This is a genomic window from Microbacterium sp. KSW4-4 (assembly GCF_023091185.1).
Classification (GTDB): Bacteria; Actinomycetota; Actinomycetes; order Actinomycetales; family Microbacteriaceae; genus Microbacterium; species Microbacterium paraoxydans.
This window is the reverse complement of the sequence record NZ_JAHWXJ010000001.1, coordinates 1239392-1259558: the sequence shown is the minus strand read 5'-3', so window position 1 is coordinate 1259558 and position 20167 is coordinate 1239392. Positions and strand designations below refer to the sequence as shown.

Below are 20167 nucleotides of genomic sequence, written 5' to 3'. Positions count from 1 at the left end.
CTCGCACCCGTCGCACCGAACGCCCCCGGGTCCTCCTCGGGGGCGTTCTGCGTTCCCGGAGGCCTCGCCGCCCCGACATCCGGCGTCATCCGATGCGGGCAAGGTCGGAGGCGCCGCGTACTGTGGGGGAGTTCCCGCGGTCGTCGCGTAAACTCGCATCCGCGCTTTCTCGCCCCAGGAGGGTCCATGTCCCGTCGTCTCATCGCCGTCACCGCACTCGTCGTCGCCGCCGCGGCCCTGACCGCCTGCAGCGGCTCGAGCACGCCCGCGAGCACCGACGGCGAGAGCGCCGCCGGCTCCGACTTCGGCCTGGTCAAGGACGGCACGCTGACGGTCGCGACCGAGGGCACCTACCGCCCGTTCAGCTTCCACGCCGACGGCGGCTCCGGCGATCTCACCGGCTACGACGTCGAGATCATCCAGGCCGTCGCCGACGAGCTCGGCCTGAAGGTCGAGTTCCAGGAGACCCAGTGGGACGCGATCTTCGCGGGCCTCGATGCCAGCCGCTTCGACGTGATCGCGAACCAGGTGTCGATCAACGACGAGCGCGAGGCGAAGTACCTCTTCAGCACCCCGTACACGGTGTCGCCCGGCGTGATCGTGGTCAAGGAGGACGACGACTCCATCTCCTCCTTCGACGACCTCGAGGGCAAGACGACGGCCCAGTCCCTCACGAGCAACTGGTACGAGCTGGCCACCGAGTCCGGTGCCAAGGTCGAGGGCGTCGAGGGCTGGGCGCAGGCCGTGGAGCTCCTCCGCCAGGGGCGGGTGGACGCGACCGTCAACGACAAGCTGACCTTCCTCGACTACGAGACGACCAACAGCCCGACGGGCCTGAAGATCGCCGCGGAGACCGACGACGCCGGGGAGCAGGCCTTCGTGTTCACGAAGGACAAGGAGGCGCTCGTCGATGCGGTCGACGAGGCGCTCGACAAGCTCCGTGCCGACGGCACCCTGGCCGAGATCAGCGAGAAGTACTTCGGCGAAGACGTCTCGCAGTAGGCGATGCAGAATCCCTGGGAGCTCTTCTTCTCCTCGCTCGGGCCGATCGCCTGGGCGGGGCTGACGGCGACGATCCCGCTCGCCCTGGTGTCGTTCGTCCTGGGGCTCGTGATCGCGATCGGCATGGCGCTGATGCGGATCTCGGTGCATCCAGTCGTGTCCGGCATCGCGCGGTTCTACATCTCGGTGATCCGCGGCACGCCGATGCTCGTGCAGCTCTTCGTGATCTTCTTCGGCCTGCCGTCCGTCGGGGTGACCCTCGATCCGTGGCCGAGCGCCATCATCGCACTCTCGCTCAACGTCGGCGGCTACGGCGCCGAGGTCGTGCGGGCGGCGATCCTCTCGGTCCCGAAGGGGCAGTGGGAGGCCGCGTACACGGTGGGGATGAACCGCACCCGCACGTTGACCCGCATCATCCTGCCGCAGGCCGCCCGGGTGTCGGTGCCGCCGCTGTCCAACACGTTCATCTCGCTCGTGAAGGACACCTCCCTCACCTCGCTGATCCTCGTGACGGAGCTGTTCAAGGTGGCGCAGCAGATCGCCTCCGCCACGCTCGAGTTCATGGTGCTGTACCTGGCTGCGGCGCTGGTCTACTGGGTGATCTGCCTGGTGCTCTCCTTCGGGCAGAGCGCCCTGGAGAGGAGGCTCGACAGTCGTGTCGCGCACTGACCCCACGGCCGAACCGCTGCTCACCGCACGGGGCCTGCACAAGAGCTTCGGCACCACCGAGGTGCTGCGCGGCTTCGACCTCACCCTGCACCGCGGCGAGGTCGTGGTGCTCATCGGGCCCAGCGGCTCGGGGAAGACGACCGTCCTGCGCGCCCTGAACGGCCTGGAGACCCCGGACGCCGGCACCATCGCGATGGCCGGGGGCCCGGAGATCGACTTCGCACCGGAGATCCGCCCGAAGCCCCGCGTCGCGAAGCAGCAGCGGCTCGCGTTGCGTGACCGGTCGGCGATGGTGTTCCAGCATCACAACCTCTTCCCGCACCTGACCGTGCTGGAGAACGTGATCGAAGGGCCGTGGCGGGTGCAGGGCCGTCCGAAGGCCGAGGTCGTCGCCGAGGCGCAGGCGCTGCTCGCCCGGGTCGGTCTCGCCGACAAGGCGGACGCGCGGCCGCATCAGCTCTCCGGCGGGCAGCAGCAGCGGGTGGGCATCGTGCGGGCACTGGCCCTGCAGCCGGACCTGCTGCTGTTCGACGAGCCGACGAGCGCGCTCGACCCGGAGCTCGTGGGAGAGGTGCTGCTCGTCATCAAGGAGCTCGCCGATGAGGGATGGACGATGGCCGTCGTCACCCACGAGCTGAGCTTCGCCCGCGAGGCCGCAGACCATGTGCTCTTCCTGGACGACGGCGTCGTCGTCGAGCAGGGGCCGCCCGCCGAGCTGTTCAGCGCTCCGCAGCACGAGCGCACGCAGCGGTTCCTCACCCGCATCCTCCGGCCCCTCGACGGCGCGTGAGTCCTCGACCCCGCGGGCGATCGGTGGCAGGATGCGGTGCGTGGGCACCATCGACGACTACCTGACCGATCTCGACGCCGCAGACCGTGCGGTGATCGATGGCGTGTACGCGATCGCCACGGAGGAGGTGCCGGAGGCGGAACAGGGCACCGGCTACGGCATGCCGGCGCTCGTGTACGACGGCAAGCCGCTGCTCTCGGTGATGCGTGCGAAGAAGCACATCGGCGTCTACCCGTTCAGCCCCGAGGCGGTCGCCGCCGTGGCGGGCCTCCTCGACGGTCACCCCGGGGTCAGCCTCGACAAGGGGACGATCCGGTTCCAGCCGGAGCACCCCCTGCCGGTGGAGGCGGTCCGCGCGCTCATCCGGGCGCGGGTGACGCAGATCGAGGCCGGGTGAACGCCTAGGCGCCCAGCACCGGGAGCACGAGGCTCACCGCGAGCGTGATCATCACGACCGCGATCACCGCGTCGAGGAGGCGCCAGGAGCGCGGGGTGCGCAGCCACCGTCCGAGGTAGCGGGCGCCGAAGCCGAGGGCGGTGAACCAGAGGATGCTCGCCGCGACCGCCCCCGCCGCGAACAGCCACCGCTCCTCGCCGTGCGTCGCCGCGATCGACCCGAGCATCAGCACCGTGTCGAGGTACACGTGCGGGTTCAGCCACGTCAACGCCAGCGTCGTGAGGATCACCGGGGCGAGGCGGGTGCGGGTGAGCGTGCCGGTGCCCCCGGACGCCTCGAGGACCGGGGCGTCGCCCCCGTCGACCACCAGCTCCTCGCCGCCACGCCAGGCCCGCCGCGCCGCGAGCAGGCCGTACCCGAGCAGGAACAGCGCCCCTGCCCAGCGAGCCACGACGACGAGCCAGGGGGCGGCGGACAGCACGAACCCGAGCCCGGCGACGCCGGCGATGATCAGCACGGCGTCGGAGAGCGCGCACACGATCACGACGGCGAGGACGTGCTCGCGCCGGATGCCCTGACGCAGCACGAAGACGTTCTGCGCGCCGATCGCGACGATGAGGGAGAGACCGAGGCCGAGACCGGCGAGGACGGTGAGCATGTGTCGAGCCTAGGAGGGCTGAGCATGAGGTGCAGCGAAGATTCCTTCCGCACCATTAGCATCGCTGATGTGAGGATCGACCCGGAGCTCGCCGCCACGCTGGCCAGCGTCGCCGACGAGGGCACCCTCGATGCCGCGTCGCGTCGACTGCAGGTCACCCCATCCGCGGTCAGTCAGCGTCTCAAGGCGCTGGAGCAGCAACTCGGGCGGATCCTCCTCGTGCGCAGCAAGCCGGTCCGCCTCACCGAGGCGGGGGAATCCGTCGTGCGGCTCGCGCGGCAGATCGCCCTCCTCGAGCAGGATGCGCTTGCCGGGGTCGGGATCGAGGAAGACGGTGGAGGGCGCCGCATCACGGTGCCCCTGGCCGTCAATGCGGACTCCCTGGCGACCTGGTTCCTCCCTCCGATGGCCCGGCTCTCGGCTGTGCACGACATCGATCTGGATCTTCATCGCGACGATCAGAACTTCACCGCGCGCCTGCTCGAATCGGGGACCGTCATGGCGGCGGTCACGAGCGAGGCCACGGCGGTCGCGGGGTGCACGGTCACGCCCCTCGGCGTGCTCGAGTACCGCGCCATGGCCGAAGCCGCCTACGCCCGTCGATGGTTCCCGGACGGCGTGACCCCCGGTGCTCTGGCGCACGCGCCGTTCGTCGACTTCGACCGCCGGGACACCCTCCAGCACGAGTGGCTGGCCGCGCGGGGAGTGCCGGCGGCCGGGGTTCCCCGGCACTACGTCCCGGCGTCGCACGACTATGCGCTGGCCGTCGGCCTCGGGCTGGGGTGGGGGATGGTGCCGCGGCTGCAAGAGGTGCCGGGACTCGTGGCGCTGGGCGGTCCGATCCTGCGCGTGGTGCTGTACTGGCAGCAGTGGAACCTGCGCTCCGCGCTGCTCGACACGATCGCGTCCGAGGTCGCGGGGGAGGCGCGCCGGGTGCTCGCTCGCGAACCCTGACGGGGCCGGGACGGCGTCGGCGCGTGGGCGAGGCTGACGACGGCTGCCGCGAAGAGGGGCTTGTCCTCGCCCCCGGGGTCCGGCAATATACCAGCACGCGGGAGGCCTGAGCTCTACTCGTCGGGCATCCGCGCAGACCGGATTCCTGAGGGGGGAAAAGATGGCGACGAAGACGACGCAACGAAAAGTCCTTGCGGTGCTCGCGGGTGGTCTCGTCCTGGGTGTGGGGGTGGCGGGAGTTCTCGCCGCCTGGAACGACTCCGAGTTCGCGACCGGGACGTTCACGGCCGGGGCCTTCGACCTGGAGGGCTCCACGGATGGCACGACTTTCAGTGACCACAACGTGGATGACGGCGACACGGCAGCGGCACTGGCCTTCACTCTGCCGGCGGGGGTGGTCGGCAATATGTCGCCGTCCGACACCGTTTACGCCGGCCTCTGGGTGCGGCTCGCCGCCGGGACGACGACGGGAGCGGATCTGGTCGCCGACGGGACGACCGCGGACCCGGCGGCGAGTTCGAACACGGACCATCTGTCCTACGCGGTCTATCAACTCGCGCCGGGGGCGACATGCGACGCGGCCTCGGCGGTCGGCACCCCCATCGCGACCGGGGCCACGCTCGACGCGCAGACCGGTGTGACGACCGTACCTCTCACCGAGGGCGCGACCGCCGACACGGCCGGCACCGCGGTGCAGCTCTGCTTCGCCGTGACGGCGGATGCCGCGCTGGAGCCGGGGTTGGTGACGGACGCCACGTGGAAGTTCACGGCCACGTCCACGAGCTGAGTCTTCATGGACACCCGCAGAGTGAGGCGGGAGAAGGGACGGATGCGCTCCCGCCGGATCCGGGCGATACTCGCCGGGGGTCTCGTGCTGGGCGTCGGCGCGACCGCGACCCTCGCCGCCTGGAACGACTCCGAACACGGCGCCGCGACCTTCACGGCGGGCCGCTTCGACATCGTCGGGGCCACCGACGGGACGACCTTCTCCAGTCACGCGACGGCGGGAACGGCGGCCGCGCTGAACTTCCAGCTGCCGCCCACCGCCATGGCACCGGGAACGACGACGTACGCGCTGTTCAGCGTGCGGACCGCGAACCCCTCGGTGGCCGGGGTGCTGCAGCTCACGCCGGGAACACCGGGTGGAACGGGATTGGCGACGTATCTCACCTATGGGGTGCGGACGATAACCGGAACCTCCTGCACGGCGGCGACGTATCCGGCGGGGACCGCTGTCGTTCCTGACGGGTCCACCCTCACGACGGCGGGGACGACGACGCAGGCGGTCGCGGCGAACGGGGCGGCGCAGGTGAACTACTGCTTCGCGGTGACCCTGCCCACGGCGGCGGGGAACGGCGCGCAAGGGCTCACGATGACCCAGACCTGGCAGATCCAGGGAACGTCGTCATGACCAGGACCCGTCGGGAAGGGCGAGCACGGACCGGCGAGGCGGTCGGGGCTCGCGGACGCGGGCGGAGGATGCTGGGCGATCTCCTCCTGTGGTGCGCCGCTGCGGCCGGCACCATCTGCATCGTCCTCGTGATCCTCGCCGCGACGTCGCAGATCACGCTCATCCTGTTCCGGACGGGATCGATGGCGCCGACGATCCCCGCCGGCTCCGTGGCGGTCGTGCAGCGCGTGCCCGCGGAGGAGGTCGAGGTCGGGGACGTCGTGACGGTCGACCGGCCCGGTGAGCTCCCGGTGACCCATCGCGTCACGGCCGTCGAACCGGGAGCCGCCGAGGACGAGCGGATGCTCACCCTGCGCGGCGACGCCAACGCGGCGGAGGATCCCGTCGCGTATCCGGTGTCCTCCGTCCGCACGGTGCTCTTCGCGGTGCCAGGGGCGGCCGCCGTGGTGGTGGCGCTGGGTGACCCGGTGGTCCTCGCCGTGCTGACGATCGCGGCGACGGCGCTCGTGGTCTGGGCCTTCTGGCCGCGGACGCCGCGGCGGGCCCCGGTGCGCACGGAGGGGTCGTGAGACGGCGCGGGGTGGCGGCCCTCTTCGCGGCGCCTCTCCTGCTCGCCGTGGCGGTTCCGGGCGTCGCCCGGGCGGAGCCGACATCGGAGGTGATCCAGGGCGACGTGCTGCGGCTCGTCTCGATCGCGGACTGGGACTCCGCCGGAGGCATGCTTCCCGGCCAGCCCGTGCAGTGGGATGTCGAGGTCAGCGCCGACGCCGAGGAGCCCGGACGGATCCGCATCGGCGTGCGGGCGACGGGGGACGCCCGCCTCCGGGTGGACATCGCGCTGTGTTCCGAACCCTGGGGTGCCTCGGGGTGCGCGTCCGGTTCGACGGTCGTCCGCGATGACTGGAGCATCCCCCGGGACGGTGCCGAGGTGCCGGTGACCGAGATCGCACATTCCGAGACCGCCCACCTCCGTCTCGCGATCGCGCTGGATCCTGCGGATGGTGCCGGGACGACCGAGGTGCAGGTCGTCGCGCATGGGGCGGGGGAGACGGTGCTCGCCGGCCCGGGCGGCGGGCTCGCGACGACGGGGCCCTCGCCGGGGATCGCGCCCCTGATCGTGGCGGCGGGGCTGGTCGTGGTCGGCGGCGCCGCCCTCGGCGCCGGTCGGCGCCGTTCTGGCGGTGGGGAGGTGCCGCGATGAAGCGCGATCGACGAAGGGGCGCCGGGGTCGTTGCGGTCGCCCTGCTCTGTGCCGCCTTCTCCGCGTCGTCCGTCGAGTCCACGGCGGCGCGCTTCACGGATGTCGAACACGCCGCGGGATCCTTCACCGCATCGCGGCTGGTCGCGCCGTCCATCACCTCCTGCACGGTGACGAGCCTGCTCGGCACCTTCACCGGCTTCACGATCACCTGGACCTCGCCGTACCTGAAGGCGCAGCAGCGGCTGTCGATCAACACCGTCGTCGTCGACAACGGCTCGGTCAGTCAGAGCGGGAGCGGGCCGTACACGTACTCGACCACGATCAGCTCGGGCCTGCTGAGCACCTTGCTCGGAAGCCTGCTCGGCTCGTCCAACACGGTGCGGGTCGAGGCCGTTCTCCCCGGAACGTCCTGGGTCTCGCCCGCCGCGACGCGAACGCTGTCGGTGGGCGGACTGCTCGGTCTGGGCGGGAACAACACGTGCACGTGAGCACGCGCCGTCCGCTCAGTCGGCGAGGGCGAGGGCGCGGAAGGCGTCGCGCTCGCGGAGCTGCTCGCGACGGCTGTCCAGGGGAGTGGCGGAGCGGGCCGGGACCGTGCGTCCCGTCGTGCGGCGGTACAGCTCGTCGATGAGGTCGGTGGCGAGCCCCACGAGCTTCGCGATCTCGCGCTCGTCGCGGTCGATCCAGACGCAGCGGGGCTCGTCGTGGACGGGGGAGAAGTCGACGTGCTCCTCCCAGACGAACAGGGTGCGCTCGGCGCCCAGCACGTGCTGCTGCCACCACACCTGGCGCAGGTAGGTGCGGGGGATCCCCCGGAAGGCCTTGTTGGTGGTCTTGATCTCCGCGAGGCTGACACGACCGTCCGCGTCCACCGAGATGCCATCGGGCGTCGCCAGGTGGCGGTGCTCGACCTCGGCGCGGAACAGCGCGGAGGAGGGGAAGATGCCGTGCGTGGCCGCGACCCAGGCGGCGATCTCCGGCTCGCGGCGTCGGCCGTGGTCGGTGTAGGCGTTGCCGCCGAACCGCGGCCCGCCGCCGAGCTTGGCGTCGGCAGCACGGGCGATCGAGCGCTCGCTCGTGAGTCCGGCGACGTCAGTGGCCGTGATGCCGCGGGATCGTGCCCTCATCCATGCCACGCGGTCGCGCGAGTCCGCGACGATGCGAGCTTGGAGTTCCGGGGTCACCAGAAGACTCTAACTCTCCCCCACCCCCGTACCCGTCGTACACGCCGCCCCCTCCCGCCGACCCACCCCCCTGCGTGCGTCCCGGCCCCCTACGCACGCGCGCAAGGGGGTGGCTCGAACGCAAGGGGGTGGGTCGGCGAGCGAGGACGGTTCCTGCACAGGGGGCGGGAGGGGAGAGAGGGGTGTGGATAACGGGGGGAAGGCGGGGGAGTGGCGAGAGGAGAGGAAGAGTCGGGGGGATGAGACAGGTGAGTGTGGAGGAGATCAGGGGGATGCTCCTCGGTCGTCGACGGCTGGAGGAGGAGGGCTGGGGGTCTCGGACGCTCCACGCCGCGGTGGAAGGGCGGCAGCTGCATCATGTGCGCCGTGGGTGGTACCTCGCGCTGCGGACCTGGAGCGAGCTGGCCCCGGAGTCCCGGCATCGTGCGGAGGTGGTGGCCGCCGATCTCGAGGCCTCGGGGACGCGGCCTGTGTTCTCGCATGCCTCGGCCGCGGTGTTGTGGGGACTGCCGCTGTACCGGGTGCGTCCGGCCAGGGTCCATGTGACGGCCCCGCCCGACCGTCGCCACAGCACGTCCGGGATCCTGCGGCACGAGGGCACTGTCTCCCCCGGCGACATCGTGGAGCGCGACGGCATCCGCTGCACCTCCCTCGCCCGGACGGTCGTCGACCTCGCCCGAACGGTCTCTCCCGAGGCGGCCCTCGCGGGCGCGGATGCCGCCCTCGCTCTGGTCGGCGGTGACCCGTGGGAGTTCGACGACACCGCGGAGCAGGCTCTCCTGGCCGACCTCGCGGATCGGGTGCGCCGTCCGCGACTCCGCGGCATCGTGCAGGCGCGCCGGATCGTGGGTCTGGCCGACGGTCGCGCGCAACTGCCTCTGGAGAGCGTGACGCGGTACCGGCTCCATCAGCTCGGCTTCGGCAGGCCGCGTCTACAGGTACCGGTGGACGGACCGCGCGGCGGCCGGTTCTGGATGGACATCGCCGTCGACCAGTGCCGCACCTTCGTGGAGTGCGACGGCCGGGATAAGTACCTGGATGACGAGCTCCGCGGGGACCGCACCACGGAGAGGGTCGCGTTGGACGAGAAGATCCGCGAGGACTGGGTGCGCGGAACCACCGGCTGGCGGGTGGCCCGGGTGACCAGCGCGGACGTCGCTTCCCTCGCCGCGGCCGACGCGCACTTCCGTGCCTTCGGCCTCTTCGCCCGTTGAGCCCTTGACCCACCCCTTTCCGCGCACCCCGGCCCCCTACGTGCAGGCGTAAGGGGCCGGGGTGCACGGAAAGGGGTGGGTCGACGGGAAGAGGAGGGGGGATTTGGGGGAGAGGTGGGGGTGGGGTACAGTGGTCATAACCGAAGACCGCTGGTCATCGTGTGCGCGTGAGCGCACAGGATCGAAGCTCTGCATCGCAGGGGCCCGCGCAGGTGTCACGAACTTCCGAGCTCCGTGCGCTTGCGCCGGAGCTCTTCTCTTTGCAGGGGGGTCGGAGGCCGGCGCCCCACCACCGTGCGGCGCCTCGTACACACCAAGGAGTGACCATGGCGCAGAAGGATGCATCGGTCAACGAGCTCACGAAGTCATTCGAGAACTCGAACGCCGTCCTGCTGACCGAGTACCGCGGTCTGACGGTTGCCCAGCTCAAGCAGCTGCGCAACAGCATCCGTCAGGACGCTGAGTACGCCGTGGTGAAGAACACGCTGACCAAGATCGCCGCCAACAAGGCCGGCATCTCCGCGCTGGACGACGACCTCAAGGGGCCGTCGGCTGTCGCGTTCGTGCACGGTGACTTCGTCGCCACCGCCAAGGCTCTGCGTGACTTCGCCAAGGCCAACCCGCTTCTCGTGATCAAGTCGGGCATCTTCGAGGGCAAGGCCCTCACCGCCGACGAGGTCAACACGTACGCCTCGCTCGAGAGCCGCGAGGTTCTGCTGGCGAAGGCCGCGGGCATGATGAAGGCGACGATGGGCAAGGCTGCGGCCACCATCGACGCGCTTCGCGAAAAGCTGGAGACCGCCGAGGCCGCGTAAGCGACCGGCGATCTCGTCTACAAACCCCATCTATCTAGGAGATACATCATGGCGAAGCTTTCCACCGAGGAGCTGCTCGAGCAGTTCGCCGGCCTGACCCTCATCGAGCTCAACGAGTTCGTGAAGGCGTTCGAGGAGAAGTTCGAGGTCACCGCTGCTGCTCCCGTCGCCGTCGCCGGTGCCGCTGGTGGCGCAGGCGAGGCCGCGGCCGAGGAGGAGAAGGACTCCTTCGACGTCATCCTCGAGGCTGCTGGCGACAAGAAGATCCAGGTCATCAAGGCTGTCCGCGAGCTCACCTCGCTCGGCCTCGGCGAGGCCAAGGCCGTCGTCGACGGTGCTCCGAAGGCCGTCCTCGAGGGCGCCAACAAGGAGACGGCCGAGAAGGCCAAGGCTGCTCTGGAAGAGGCCGGCGCGACCGTCACCCTCAAGTAATTCCAGCGCACCAGCGCTTCTGCGAAGGCCCCGGGTTCCGCCCGGGGCCTTCGTGCGTCTGCGGGGTCAGCGCGGCGCCGCGGTCGAGCTGCGGACGACGAGGGCCGAGGCGGCCTCGACGCGCTCGACCGGAGCGTCCGGCTCACTCATCCGCCGCATGAGCAGGCGCACGGCCTCCCGGCCCTGATCCCGCGGCGACTGCCCGATGGTCGTGAGGGCGAACATCTCCGCATGCTCATGGTCGTCGATCCCGACGACGCTGAGTTCGGTGGGCACCGCGATCCCCAGGCGGCGGGCGGCGATCACGGCGCCGATGGCCGCCTCGTCGCACACGCCGACGATGGCGGTCGGTCGGTGCCGGCGGTCGCCCAGGAGTCCCGCCGCCGCGGCATAGCCCCCGGGCATCGTCGGGGCCGCCCCGGCGATGCGCGCCCGCGGAGTCAGTCCCGCCGCGTGCAGCGCCTCCCGGTAGCCGGCCAGGCGTCGCGCGTCGCCGTAGCTGAGGTCGGTGTCGTCGGTGGCGCCGCCCACGAAGGCGATGTCGGTGTGGCCGAGCTCGATCAGGTGCTCGGTGGCGATCCGCGCGGCGGCCGCGTCGTCGATCGACACGGCGCTCGATCCGGCGCTGTAGGGGCCCACGCTGACGAGCGGGCGCCCGGTGCGGTGCAGGCGCTCCAGCTCGCGGGCGCTGGGCTGGATGCCGACGGCGATGATGCCGTCGAATCTCCGGCCGGGCAGCACGCTCTCGAACAGCCGCTCCCTGGTCTCCGAGCGCTCGGGGACGCCGTAGAGCGACAGGTCGTGGTCGCGCGCGAGCAGCGCCTCCTGCACGCCCGCCAGCAGCTCGGAGAAGAACCACCGGTCGACCGGAGGCATCACCAGGCCGATGGTGCCGGTGCGCCCGGTCGCCAGGCTGGTGGCGGAGGAGTGCGCGACGTACGCGAGGTCGTGCGCCGCCTCCTCCACGCGCTGTCTCGTCTCCTCCGAGACGTAGCCGCGGCCGCTCAGGGCGCGACTCGCGGTCGCCTTGGACACACCGGCGCGCGTCGCGACGTCGGCGATCGTGCTCATCGTGTCCTCCTCGACGCGGTTCCACGACGGCGAGCCATCGGGCGCTCGCCGGGAGCCATCGTAGCCGTTCCACACGCGGGGAGGAACCGGTTCCAGACCCGCGGAACTGGGAGCGCTCCCACTGCGCGGGGGGCACCGACCTCAAACGGTTGTGATCTTGTAACCTTCCCCAGTTGTACGGCGCGAAGGAACCCGAGTAGGTTGGCCTGGAATCGGTTCCCCAATGGATGTGGCGATTGCTCTCCTTGGGCGGACTGAAGATCCACCTGAAGAGGAGAAGTACATGGCTTTGTCACAGCGATACCGCCTGCTCGCCCCCATCGCACTCGTCGGCGTCGCGTCTCTCGCGCTCGCCGGCTGCGCCGAGGGCGGGGGCGATGAGGGCGGAGAGACCAAGGACACGGTCCGGATCTCCGGCGGCATCACGGGCGTCGAGGCCGATGACCTGAACGCCTCCTTCGAGCAGTTCACGAAGGACACCGGGATCAAGGTCGAGTACACCGGCGACAAGGGCTTCGAGGGCAACATCGTCACCAAGGTGACCGGTGGCGACGCACCCGACATCGCGATCGTCCCGCAGCCCGGTCTGCTCAAGACCCTCGTCGACACCGGCAAGGTCATGCCGGCCCCGGAGGCCGTGGAGACCGCCGTCGACGAGAACTGGTCCGAGGACTGGAAGAAGTACGGCACGTTCGACGACACCTTCTACGCGGCGCCGATGCTCGCGAACCTCAAGGGCTACGTCTGGTACTCGCCGAAGCAGTTCGCCGAGTGGGGCGTCGAGGTCCCGGAGACCTGGGACGACATGATCGCCCTGACCGACACCATCGTCGAGAAGACCGGCGGTCCCGCCTGGTGCGCCGGCTTCGCCTCCGAGGCGGCGTCGGGCTGGCCGGGCACGGACTGGATCGAGGACCTCGTCCTGCGCCAGTCGGGCCCCGACGTGTACGACGACTGGGTGGCCGGCGACGTGAAGTTCACCGACCCCGAGATCAAGCAGGCCTTCGACGCCGTCGGTGAGATCCTGCTCAACCCGGAGTACGTCAACGCGGGCTACGGCGACGTCAAGAGCATCAACTCGACCGCCTTCGGCGACGTCGCCAACGCGGTGGCCAAGGGCGACTGCGCGCTGACCCACCAGGCGTCGTTCCTGTCGGCGAACTTCCTCGACACGGAGACCGCCGATGGCAACGTCCCCGAGGTCGCGCCGGACGGCGACGTCTACGCGTTCATCATGCCGGGCGAGACTGCCGGTGAGCTCCAGGTCGAGGGTGGCGGCGAGTTCGTCGCGGCCTTCTCCGACGACGAGGCCACCCAGAAGGTGCTCGAGTTCATGGCATCGCCGGAGTTCGCCGACGCCCGTGTCGAGCTCGGTGGCGTCATCTCCGCCAACAAGAACGCCGACCCGAGCCTCGCTTCGAGCGAGTTCCTCCAGGAGGCGATGACCATCATGCAGGACGACGCGACGACCTTCCGGTTCGACGCTTCCGACCTGATGCCGTCGACCGTCGGCTCGGGCTCGTTCTGGAAGGGGATGGTCGACTGGATCGACGGCAAGGACACCGACACGGTGCTCTCCGACATCCAGGCCGGCTACGAGAACTGATCGCCTCGACACGATCTTCTCAGGCTGAGCGGGGCCGGGCTGCACAAGCCCGGCCCCGCTCCACCCATCCATACTGCGCGGGAACCCAGCACGATCCAGAAGGGGACGTTCATGTCGCACGCGACCATCGAGAAACCCGTCGAGGCTGACGCGCCGCCGACGACGCACGGCACCGACGAGAAGGGGAGGAAGACCACACGCAGTATCCTCGCGATCGGATTCGTGGTCGTCGTCGCGCTGGCTCTCCTCCTCGTCTTCACCGCTCCGACCGAGGAGTCCTCGCGGATCACGATCGGGTTCTCGCTCAACAGCTTCTTCCTGTGGCTCGGTGGTCTGAATCCGCTGGTGCAGATCCCGGCCGTGCTGCTCGTGTTCGGCGTGGTCGTGGCGATCATCCTCGTGCTGATCGAGTTCGCGCCCCGCCCTGGTCGCGGCTACTTCATCATGCGGCTGGTCGCGTGCCTCGTCATCCCGGTGCTCGCGCTGTTGCTGCTCCGTCCCTACGCGAACGCCGTCGTGTACGTCGTCGCGATCGCGCTCCTCGTCGGGGCGCTCCTCTTCTTCGCGGACTTCCGCGCGCGGCAGGGAGCGGGCTATCTCTTCCAGCTCGTGCTGTTCATGGCCCCGGCGGCCATCATGCTGCTGCTCGGCCTCATCTACCCCGCGATCTCGACGATCTTCAAGTCCTTCTTCGACAAGACCGGCGACGAGTTCGTCGGGCTCGAGAACTACATCTGGGTCTTCACCAACCCGGTCGGCACGTCGTCGGTGATCAACACGATCATCTGGGCGCTGCTCGCTCCGGTGATCTCCGTGGTCATCGGCCTCGCCTACGCCGTCTTCATCGACAGGGCTCGCGGCGAGAAGTTCCTCAAGGTGCTGGTCTTCATGCCGGTGGCGATCTCGTTCGTCGGCGCCGGGATCATCTGGAAGTTCATGTACGACGCCCGGCAGGGTGACCAGATCGGTCTCCTCAACGCGATCGTGACCGCTTTCGGCGGCGACCCCGTGCAGTGGCTGGCGATCAAGCCGATCCTCAACACGCTCATGCTGCTCATCGTGTTCATCTGGACCCAGACCGGCTTCGCCATGGTCATCCTCTCGGCCGCGATCAAGGCCGTGCCGGTCGAGCAGATGGAGGCGGCCGAGCTCGACGGCACGAACGCCTGGCAGCGCTTCCGCAACGTGACCGTGCCCGGCATCCGGTCGTCGCTGATCGTCGTGCTCACGACCATCACGATCGCCTCGCTCAAGGTGTACGACATCGTCGCCGTGATGACCGGCGGACGGGACGAGACCAGCGTCCTCGGCTTCGAGATGGTCAACCAGCAGCAGCGGTTCCAGAGCTACGGGCACTCGTCGGCGCTCGCCGTCGTGCTGTTCCTGTTCGTGTTGCCGCTGATCATCTACAACGCCCGATCGATGGCCAAGCAGAGGGAGATCCGCTGATGAGTGCAACGCAGGCCACCGTCGTGGACAACCGCACCAAGCGCCAGGTGGCGCGGGACACGCGCCGCAACGAGGCGACCGCCCACAAGAAGCTGACCTCGAAGGGGGCGACGATCGCGGCCGCGGTCATCGCGCTCTTCTGGACGATCCCGACCTTCGGTCTCTTCGTGACGTCGTTCCGCCCGGGCGCCGACACGCAGAACAGCGGCTGGTGGACGGTCTTCTCCAACCCGGAGTTCACGTTCGACAACTACGTGCAGGCGTGGAACTCGGGCGGCACCTCGACGACCCTCGCGACGGCGTTCATCAACTCGCTGGCGATCACGATCCCCGCGACCGTGTTCCCGATCGTGATGGCGTCGCTCGCCGCGTACGCGTTCGCATGGATCGACTTCAAGGGTCGGAACATGCTCTTCATCTTCGTGTTCGCGCTGCAGATCGTGCCGCTGCAGATGGCCCTCGTGCCGTTGCTCAGCCTGTTCTCTGACGGACTGACGATCAACGACGTGCCGATCTTCCCCGGGTTCGGGCTGAACGAGGTGCAGTACAGCTTCGCCCGCGTCTGGATCGCGCACGCGATCTTCGCGCTGCCGCTCGCGACGTTCATGCTCCACAACTTCATCTCCGAGATCCCCGGCGAGATCATCGAGGCGGCCCGCGTGGACGGCGCCGGACACGGTCAGGTGTTCTTCCGGATCATCCTGCCGCTGGCGGCTCCGGCGATCGCGTCCTTCGCGATCTTCCAGTTCCTCTGGGTGTGGAACGACCTGCTGGTCGCGACGATCTTCGCCTCGCCCGGCGCCCTGCCGATCACCCAGGCGCTGAACTCGCTCTCCGGGACCTGGGGGAACAAGTGGTTCCTGCAGTCGGCCGGAACGTTCATCTCGATCATCGTCCCGCTGATCGTGTTCTTCGCCCTGCAGCGCTTCTTCGTGCGCGGCCTGCTGGCCGGCGCGACGAAGGGCTGACCCTTCGACAGGCTCAGGGACCCAGGCCCGTCGACAGGCTCAGGCCCTTCGACAGGCTCAGGGACCCAGGGCCCTTCGACGGGCTCAGGGACCCAGCGCCCTTCGACAGGCTCAGGGACCCAGGTTTCTGGGTCGCTGAGCCTGTCGAAGCGGCGCTGAAACACAGCCCCGCAGGCGAGGGCCCGCGCCGTACCCTGAACAGATGAAGTACGCAGACTCGATCGTCGACCTCGTCGGCGACACGCCCCTGGTGAAGCTCCAGCACGTCACCGAGGGCATCGCGTGCACGGTGCTCGTGAAGCTCGAGTACCTGAACCCGGGCGGGTCGGCGAAGGATCGGATCGCCGCGCGGATCATCGATGCCGCCGAGGCCGCGGGCGATCTGCAGCCGGGGGGCACGATCGTCGAGCCCACGAGCGGCAACACCGGCGTCGGGCTCGCCCTTGTGGCGCAGCAGCGCGGCTACCGGTGCGTCTTCGTGCTCCCGGACAAGGTGGGCGAGGACAAGATCGACGTGCTCCGCGCGTACGGTGCGGAGGTCGTCGTGACCCCGACCTCCGTCCCGGCGGACAGCCCGGAGTCGTACTACAGCGTGAGCGACCGGCTGGCACGGGAGATCCCCGGGGCCTTCAGGCCGAACCAGTACGAGAACCCGAACGGGCCGCGCAGCCACTACGAGACGACCGGGCCGGAGATCTGGCGCGACACCGACGGGCGCGTCACGCACTTCGTCGCCGGCGTGGGGACGGGCGGCACGATCACCGGCACGGGACGCTATCTGCGCGAGGTGTCCGACGACGCGGTGCGCATCATCGGGGTCGATCCGGAGGGCAGCGTCTACAGCGGCGGCACCGGCCGGCCCTATCTCGTCGAGGGCGTGGGCGAGGACATCTGGCCCGGTGCCTACGATCCCGCCGTCCCGCACGAGATCGTCGCGGTCGGCGATGCGGAGTCGTTCGCGATGACGCGGCGCCTGGCCCGCGAGGAGGGCATCCTCGTCGGCGGCTCCAGCGGCATGGCCGTCGTCGGGGCGCTGCGGGTGGCGAAGGACCTGCCGGCGGATGCGGTCATGGTCGTGCTCCTCCCGGATGGCGGACGCGGCTACCTGGGCAAGATCTTCAACGACGGCTGGATGCGCTCCTACGGGTTCAGCGAGGTGGAGGAGGGGGAGACGGTCGCCGACGTGCTCGCCGCCCGGGCCTCCCGCCACGGCCTCCCCGACCTCGTGCACGCGCACCCCACCGACACGGTGCTCGAGGCGATCGGCATGATGACGGAGTACGAGGTCTCGCAGCTCGTCGTCCTCAGCGCGGAGCCGCCCGTGATGATGGGCGAGGTCGTGGGCACCGTCGACGAGAAGGGCCTTCTCGACCTGCTCTTCCGGGGCGACGCCGAACCGAGCGACGCCGTCGGCGCACACGTGGGGGAGCGGCTGCCACTCATCGGCATCCACGCGCCGGTCGCGCAGGCACGGGCCGCGCTCGCCGACGCCGACGCCCTCCTCGTCACCGAGGACGGCAAGCCGCATACCGTGCTGACCCGACAGGACCTGCTCGGCTACCTCTCCCGGTGACGCGGGACGTAACAGGCCGGCACCCGTCGAAGGGCCCGGACGTAGGCTGAGAGCATGTCCGACCACGACCACGCCTTCGCTACCCGAGCCATCCACGCCGGTCAGGCGCCCGACCCGATCACCGGGGCGATCATCCCGCCGATCTACCAGTCGTCTACGCACGTGCAGGACGGCATCGGCGGCTTCCGGGACGGCTACGAGTACAACCGTGCGGGCAACCCGACGCGCTCCTCGCTGGAGACGCAGCTCGCCGCTCTCGAGGGCGGGGTCGGGGCGCTGTCGTTCGCGTCCGGTCTCGCCGCCGAGGACGCGTTGCTGCGCGGCATCCTCAAGCCCGGCGACCACGTGCTCCTCGGGAACGACGTCTACGGCGGCACCTACCGCCTGCTCACGAAGGTGCTCGCGCCGTGGGGGATCGACACGACCACGGTCGAGCTCTCCGACGTCGACGTGATCCGCGCGGCGATCCGACCCGAGACGCGCATCGTGTGGCTGGAGACGCCGAGCAACCCGCTGCTGAAGGTCGTCGACATCGCGCTCATCGTCGAGGTGGCGCATGCGGCCGGTGCCCTCGTCGTGGTGGACAACACGTTCGCCTCGCCGGCTCTGCAGCAGCCGCTCGCGCTCGGCGCCGATCTCGTCGTGCACTCGACGACGAAATACCTGGGCGGGCACTCCGACGTGCTGGGCGGCGCCGTCGTCTTCGGCGACGACCGCTTCGTCGAGGCCGTGAAGTTCCAGCAGTTCGCGGTGGGGGCGGTCTCGGCGCCGCTGGACGCCTGGCTGACGACCCGCGGCATCAAGACCCTCGCGGTGCGGGTGCGCCAGCACTCCGAGAACGCGCAGGCCATCGCCGAATGGGCCCAGGCGCGGCCGGAGTTCGCGCAGGTGTTCTATCCCGGCCTCCCGTCGCACCCCGGTCACGGGATCGCGGCGCGGCAGATGAGCGGCTTCGGCGGCATGCTGTCGCTCGGTCTCGCCGCGGGGGCGGACGCCGCCCGGGCCTTCGCCGAGAGCACGCACGTGTTCCAGCTCGCCGAGTCGCTCGGCGGCGTGGAGTCGCTCATCGGGTACCCGCCGGAGATGACCCACGCGTCGGTCCGCGGCACGGAGCTCGCGGTGCCGGAGAACGTCGTGCGGCTCTCGGTCGGCATCGAGGACGTGGCTGACCTCATCGCGGATCTCGAGGAGGGTCTCGCCCGCATCGCCCGCTGACCGGCACGGCGACCCGCGATCGCGGGGGCGTCCGTCACAATGGGACGATGAATCGACGGATGCTGCTGTGGTGGGGCGTCGCCTGCCTCCTCCTGGCCACTGCCCTCGGCGCTCTCGTCGTCTTCGTGTATCCGCAGACGCCCGGCCTCGACCAGTGGTGGAACGACACGATCGCCGCGGTCCGCGCGGACTGGATGCTGAGCTTCGCCCTCGCGCTGAACTGGATCGGCGGTGGCTGGGTCGCCATCCTCGCCGTGCCGCTGGCGACCATCGCCGTCCTGCTGTTGCTGCGCCGATGGCGGGGGGCGCTGTTCGCCGCGTTGTGCTTCCTCGTCAGCGCCGGAGCCGTCCAGCTCCTGAAGAACGTCTTCGGCCGTGCCCGGCCGCACGACATGCTCGTGGTGAGCGACTACGGCTCGTTCCCGTCCGGTCATACCGCGAATGCGGCGACCATCGCCCTGGTGCTCTGGGTGCTCTTCCCGCGGGTGTGGGTGGCGATCGTGGGGGCGGCCTGGATCGTGCTCATGGCGCTGTCGCGCACCTTCCTGTCGGTGCACTGGGCGACGGACACCCTCGGCGGGGCGTTCGTCGGTGCCGGTGTCGTGCTCGTGCTCGCCGCCTGGCTGGTGCCGTGGGTGCGACGCGACGTCGAGGCGACTGCCCGCGCCGATAGGCTGAGCGGAACCTGACCCGTCCGAGGAGCCCCCGTGTCGCGCATCCGTCCCTACCGTCCGACCGATCGCCCGGCGATGTTCGAGATCTGCCTGCGGACGGCCGACGCCGGGGGAGACGCCACCGGGGTGCTGCCCGATGACGAGCTGTGGGGGAACCTCTTCGCGGTGGCGTACGTCGAACGGCACCCGGACCTCGCCTGGGTCGTGGAGGCGGAGGACGGGCGCACCATCGGCTACATCGTCGCCACCGACGACACCGACGCCTTCTACGCCTGGTTCCGCGACGAGTGGTGGCCCGGCCTGCACGCGCGCTATCCGCGATCGGCGGACCCGCAGACGCGCGAGGAGAAGCTGATCGAGTACGGCTACACCAGGGAGCCGGGGGTCGAGCCGCATGCCGCCGAGTACCCGGCGCATCTGCACATCGACCTGCTCCCGGAGACCCAGGGGCAGGGACTCGGTCGCGGTCTCATCGAGACGCTCTTCGCCGAGCTGCGCCGGCGCGGTGTCCCGGCGCTGCACCTCGGCATGGATCCCGCGAACTCCGGCGCGGCCGCGTTCTACGAGCGGCTCGGCATGACCGTGCTCCCGTCCGCACCCGGTGGTCTGACGTACGGGGTGCGCTTCGACGGCTGACGCCGCCCGAAACGAGAGAAGACCTCCGCGATGCGGAGGTCTTCTTCGTCTGTGGCGGTGACGGCGGGATTCGAACCCGCGGTTGCTTGCACAACACACGCTTTCCAAGCGTGCTCCTTCGGCCGCTCGGACACGTCACCAGGGAACAACCTGTCCATCCTATCCGATGTCCCGGGGGCCTCGTGACATACCGGCGATGCCGGCCCGCGACCACGAAACCTGTTATATTGCGCGTCAGCAGAGGTCTG

The 20167-nt window shown here is 69.9% G+C and carries 23 protein-coding genes and 1 tRNA gene; 20 read left to right on the top strand and 4 right to left on the bottom strand.

Annotation, left to right across the window (positions count from 1 at the left end):
- Window positions 1–186: 186 nt before the first annotated feature.
- The 4 genes from KZC57_RS06245 to KZC57_RS06230 are packed head-to-tail and all read left to right on the top strand — an operon-like array spanning window position 187 to window position 2858.
- On the top strand, window positions 187–1002 hold the full coding sequence (locus KZC57_RS06245; protein ID WP_247641282.1) for an amino acid ABC transporter substrate-binding protein: 816 nt from the start codon (window positions 187–189) through the stop codon (window positions 1000–1002).
- Window positions 1003–1005: 3 nt separating this feature from the next.
- Window positions 1006–1671, top strand: a complete 666-nt coding sequence (locus KZC57_RS06240) for an amino acid ABC transporter permease (RefSeq protein WP_144882383.1) — start codon at window positions 1006–1008, stop codon at window positions 1669–1671.
- Window positions 1658–2461: an amino acid ABC transporter ATP-binding protein gene (locus tag KZC57_RS06235; RefSeq protein ID WP_085606301.1), complete on the top strand. Its 804-nt coding sequence runs from the start codon at window positions 1658–1660 to the stop codon at window positions 2459–2461. Before KZC57_RS06240 ends, KZC57_RS06235 begins: the two co-directional genes overlap by 14 nt.
- A gap of 40 nt (window positions 2462–2501) precedes the next feature.
- Window positions 2502–2858: an iron chaperone gene (locus tag KZC57_RS06230; protein WP_105950306.1), complete on the top strand. Its 357-nt coding sequence runs from the start codon at window positions 2502–2504 to the stop codon at window positions 2856–2858.
- Between the two features lie 4 nt (window positions 2859–2862).
- Here KZC57_RS06230 and lysE read toward each other — a convergent pair whose 3' ends face one another.
- Window positions 2863–3516 carry an L-lysine exporter gene (lysE, locus tag KZC57_RS06225; RefSeq protein ID WP_060923008.1) on the bottom strand — a complete coding sequence of 218 codons (654 nt, stop codon included), beginning with the start codon at window positions 3514–3516 and terminating at the stop codon, window positions 2863–2865.
- Between the two features lie 69 nt (window positions 3517–3585).
- On the opposite strand from lysE, the gene KZC57_RS06220 reads away from it, so the two are divergent.
- The 6 genes from KZC57_RS06220 to KZC57_RS06195 all read left to right on the top strand — a co-directional run bounded on the left by KZC57_RS06220 (window position 3586) and on the right by KZC57_RS06195 (window position 7570).
- Complete coding sequence (locus KZC57_RS06220; protein WP_247641281.1) at window positions 3586–4470, top strand: LysR family transcriptional regulator ArgP; 885 nt, start codon at window positions 3586–3588, stop codon at window positions 4468–4470.
- Window positions 4471–4630: 160 nt separating this feature from the next.
- A complete protein-coding gene (locus tag KZC57_RS06215) occupies window positions 4631–5257 on the top strand; it encodes a SipW-dependent-type signal peptide-containing protein (RefSeq protein ID WP_060923006.1) in 627 nt (208 codons plus the stop codon).
- 42 nt (window positions 5258–5299) lie between these two features.
- On the top strand, window positions 5300–5881 hold the full coding sequence (locus tag KZC57_RS06210; RefSeq protein ID WP_234024151.1) for a SipW-dependent-type signal peptide-containing protein: 582 nt from the start codon (window positions 5300–5302) through the stop codon (window positions 5879–5881).
- Window positions 5878–6450 carry a signal peptidase I gene (locus KZC57_RS06205; protein ID WP_105950303.1) on the top strand — a complete coding sequence of 191 codons (573 nt, stop codon included), beginning with the start codon at window positions 5878–5880 and terminating at the stop codon, window positions 6448–6450. The genes KZC57_RS06210 and KZC57_RS06205 overlap by 4 nt, the downstream gene beginning before the upstream one ends.
- An 11-nt stretch (window positions 6451–6461) precedes the next feature.
- Window positions 6462–7082, top strand: coding sequence for a hypothetical protein (locus KZC57_RS06200; protein WP_105950302.1), 621 nt, complete (start codon window positions 6462–6464; stop codon window positions 7080–7082).
- Window positions 7079–7570, top strand: a complete 492-nt coding sequence (locus KZC57_RS06195) for a hypothetical protein (RefSeq protein ID WP_247641280.1) — start codon at window positions 7079–7081, stop codon at window positions 7568–7570. Before KZC57_RS06200 ends, KZC57_RS06195 begins: the two co-directional genes overlap by 4 nt.
- A 15-nt stretch (window positions 7571–7585) precedes the next feature.
- On the opposite strand, the gene KZC57_RS06190 is transcribed toward KZC57_RS06195, so the two are convergent.
- Entirely contained in the window at window positions 7586–8266 is a 681-nt protein-coding gene (locus KZC57_RS06190; RefSeq protein WP_060923575.1) for a YqaJ viral recombinase family protein, read from the bottom strand.
- Window positions 8267–8505: 239 nt separating this feature from the next.
- On the opposite strand from KZC57_RS06190, the gene KZC57_RS06185 reads away from it, so the two are divergent.
- The 3 genes from KZC57_RS06185 (at window position 8506) to rplL (ending at window position 10727) form a co-directional block, all read left to right on the top strand.
- On the top strand, window positions 8506–9480 hold the full coding sequence (locus tag KZC57_RS06185) for a hypothetical protein (protein ID WP_247641279.1): 975 nt from the start codon (window positions 8506–8508) through the stop codon (window positions 9478–9480).
- Between the two features lie 326 nt (window positions 9481–9806).
- Entirely contained in the window at window positions 9807–10295 is a 489-nt protein-coding gene (gene rplJ, locus KZC57_RS06180; protein WP_025104226.1) for a 50S ribosomal protein L10, read from the top strand.
- A gap of 48 nt (window positions 10296–10343) precedes the next feature.
- Window positions 10344–10727: a 50S ribosomal protein L7/L12 gene (rplL, locus tag KZC57_RS06175; protein ID WP_025104227.1), complete on the top strand. Its 384-nt coding sequence runs from the start codon at window positions 10344–10346 to the stop codon at window positions 10725–10727.
- Between the two features lie 66 nt (window positions 10728–10793).
- Here the strand turns inward: rplL and KZC57_RS06170 are convergent, their stop codons facing one another.
- Complete coding sequence (locus KZC57_RS06170; RefSeq protein WP_083371072.1) at window positions 10794–11798, bottom strand: LacI family DNA-binding transcriptional regulator; 1005 nt, start codon at window positions 11796–11798, stop codon at window positions 10794–10796.
- 283 nt (window positions 11799–12081) lie between these two features.
- On the opposite strand from KZC57_RS06170, the gene KZC57_RS06165 reads away from it, so the two are divergent.
- From KZC57_RS06165 to KZC57_RS06135, 7 genes are all read left to right on the top strand, one after another.
- Entirely contained in the window at window positions 12082–13404 is a 1323-nt protein-coding gene (locus tag KZC57_RS06165; RefSeq protein ID WP_105950299.1) for an ABC transporter substrate-binding protein, read from the top strand.
- Between the two features lie 111 nt (window positions 13405–13515).
- Window positions 13516–14853: a carbohydrate ABC transporter permease gene (locus KZC57_RS06160; RefSeq protein ID WP_247641278.1), complete on the top strand. Its 1338-nt coding sequence runs from the start codon at window positions 13516–13518 to the stop codon at window positions 14851–14853.
- A complete protein-coding gene (locus KZC57_RS06155; protein ID WP_025104231.1) occupies window positions 14853–15821 on the top strand; it encodes a carbohydrate ABC transporter permease in 969 nt (322 codons plus the stop codon). The genes KZC57_RS06160 and KZC57_RS06155 overlap by 1 nt, the downstream gene beginning before the upstream one ends.
- Window positions 15822–16023: 202 nt before the next feature.
- Complete coding sequence (locus KZC57_RS06150) at window positions 16024–17394, top strand: cystathionine beta-synthase (RefSeq protein WP_247641277.1); 1371 nt, start codon at window positions 16024–16026, stop codon at window positions 17392–17394.
- A gap of 54 nt (window positions 17395–17448) precedes the next feature.
- Window positions 17449–18609 carry a cystathionine gamma-synthase gene (locus tag KZC57_RS06145; RefSeq protein ID WP_060922564.1) on the top strand — a complete coding sequence of 387 codons (1161 nt, stop codon included), beginning with the start codon at window positions 17449–17451 and terminating at the stop codon, window positions 18607–18609.
- Between the two features lie 47 nt (window positions 18610–18656).
- Window positions 18657–19298: a phosphatase PAP2 family protein gene (locus KZC57_RS06140; RefSeq protein WP_234024150.1), complete on the top strand. Its 642-nt coding sequence runs from the start codon at window positions 18657–18659 to the stop codon at window positions 19296–19298.
- Window positions 19299–19316: 18 nt separating this feature from the next.
- Window positions 19317–19919 carry a GNAT family N-acetyltransferase gene (locus KZC57_RS06135; protein ID WP_158698559.1) on the top strand — a complete coding sequence of 201 codons (603 nt, stop codon included), beginning with the start codon at window positions 19317–19319 and terminating at the stop codon, window positions 19917–19919.
- Window positions 19920–19971: 52 nt separating this feature from the next.
- On the opposite strand, the gene KZC57_RS06130 is transcribed toward KZC57_RS06135, so the two are convergent.
- Window positions 19972–20059 (bottom strand) — tRNA-Ser (locus tag KZC57_RS06130).
- Between the last annotated feature and the right edge of the window lie 108 nt (window positions 20060–20167).

What these genes read in the sequence shown, in the direction of transcription:
- KZC57_RS06245 (WP_247641282.1), top strand. Translation starts at nt 187, where the DNA reads ATGTCCCGTCGTCTCATCGCCGTCACCGCACTCGTCGTCGCCGCCGCG.
- KZC57_RS06240 (WP_144882383.1), top strand. Translation starts at nt 1,006, where the DNA reads ATGCAGAATCCCTGGGAGCTCTTCTTCTCCTCGCTCGGGCCGATCGCC.
- lysE (WP_060923008.1), bottom strand. Translation starts at nt 3,516, where the DNA reads ATGCTCACCGTCCTCGCCGGTCTCGGCCTCGGTCTCTCCCTCATCGTC.
- KZC57_RS06215 (WP_060923006.1), top strand. Translation starts at nt 4,631, where the DNA reads ATGGCGACGAAGACGACGCAACGAAAAGTCCTTGCGGTGCTCGCGGGT.
- KZC57_RS06210 (WP_234024151.1), top strand. Translation starts at nt 5,300, where the DNA reads ATGCGCTCCCGCCGGATCCGGGCGATACTCGCCGGGGGTCTCGTGCTG.
- KZC57_RS06205 (WP_105950303.1), top strand. Translation starts at nt 5,878, where the DNA reads ATGACCAGGACCCGTCGGGAAGGGCGAGCACGGACCGGCGAGGCGGTC.
- KZC57_RS06195 (WP_247641280.1), top strand. Translation starts at nt 7,079, where the DNA reads ATGAAGCGCGATCGACGAAGGGGCGCCGGGGTCGTTGCGGTCGCCCTG.
- KZC57_RS06185 (WP_247641279.1), top strand. Translation starts at nt 8,506, where the DNA reads ATGAGACAGGTGAGTGTGGAGGAGATCAGGGGGATGCTCCTCGGTCGT.
- rplJ (WP_025104226.1), top strand. Translation starts at nt 9,807, where the DNA reads ATGGCGCAGAAGGATGCATCGGTCAACGAGCTCACGAAGTCATTCGAG.
- rplL (WP_025104227.1), top strand. Translation starts at nt 10,344, where the DNA reads ATGGCGAAGCTTTCCACCGAGGAGCTGCTCGAGCAGTTCGCCGGCCTG.
- KZC57_RS06170 (WP_083371072.1), bottom strand. Translation starts at nt 11,798, where the DNA reads ATGAGCACGATCGCCGACGTCGCGACGCGCGCCGGTGTGTCCAAGGCG.
- KZC57_RS06165 (WP_105950299.1), top strand. Translation starts at nt 12,082, where the DNA reads ATGGCTTTGTCACAGCGATACCGCCTGCTCGCCCCCATCGCACTCGTC.
- KZC57_RS06160 (WP_247641278.1), top strand. Translation starts at nt 13,516, where the DNA reads ATGTCGCACGCGACCATCGAGAAACCCGTCGAGGCTGACGCGCCGCCG.
- KZC57_RS06155 (WP_025104231.1), top strand. Translation starts at nt 14,853, where the DNA reads ATGAGTGCAACGCAGGCCACCGTCGTGGACAACCGCACCAAGCGCCAG.
- KZC57_RS06150 (WP_247641277.1), top strand. Translation starts at nt 16,024, where the DNA reads ATGAAGTACGCAGACTCGATCGTCGACCTCGTCGGCGACACGCCCCTG.
- KZC57_RS06145 (WP_060922564.1), top strand. Translation starts at nt 17,449, where the DNA reads ATGTCCGACCACGACCACGCCTTCGCTACCCGAGCCATCCACGCCGGT.
- KZC57_RS06140 (WP_234024150.1), top strand. Translation starts at nt 18,657, where the DNA reads ATGAATCGACGGATGCTGCTGTGGTGGGGCGTCGCCTGCCTCCTCCTG.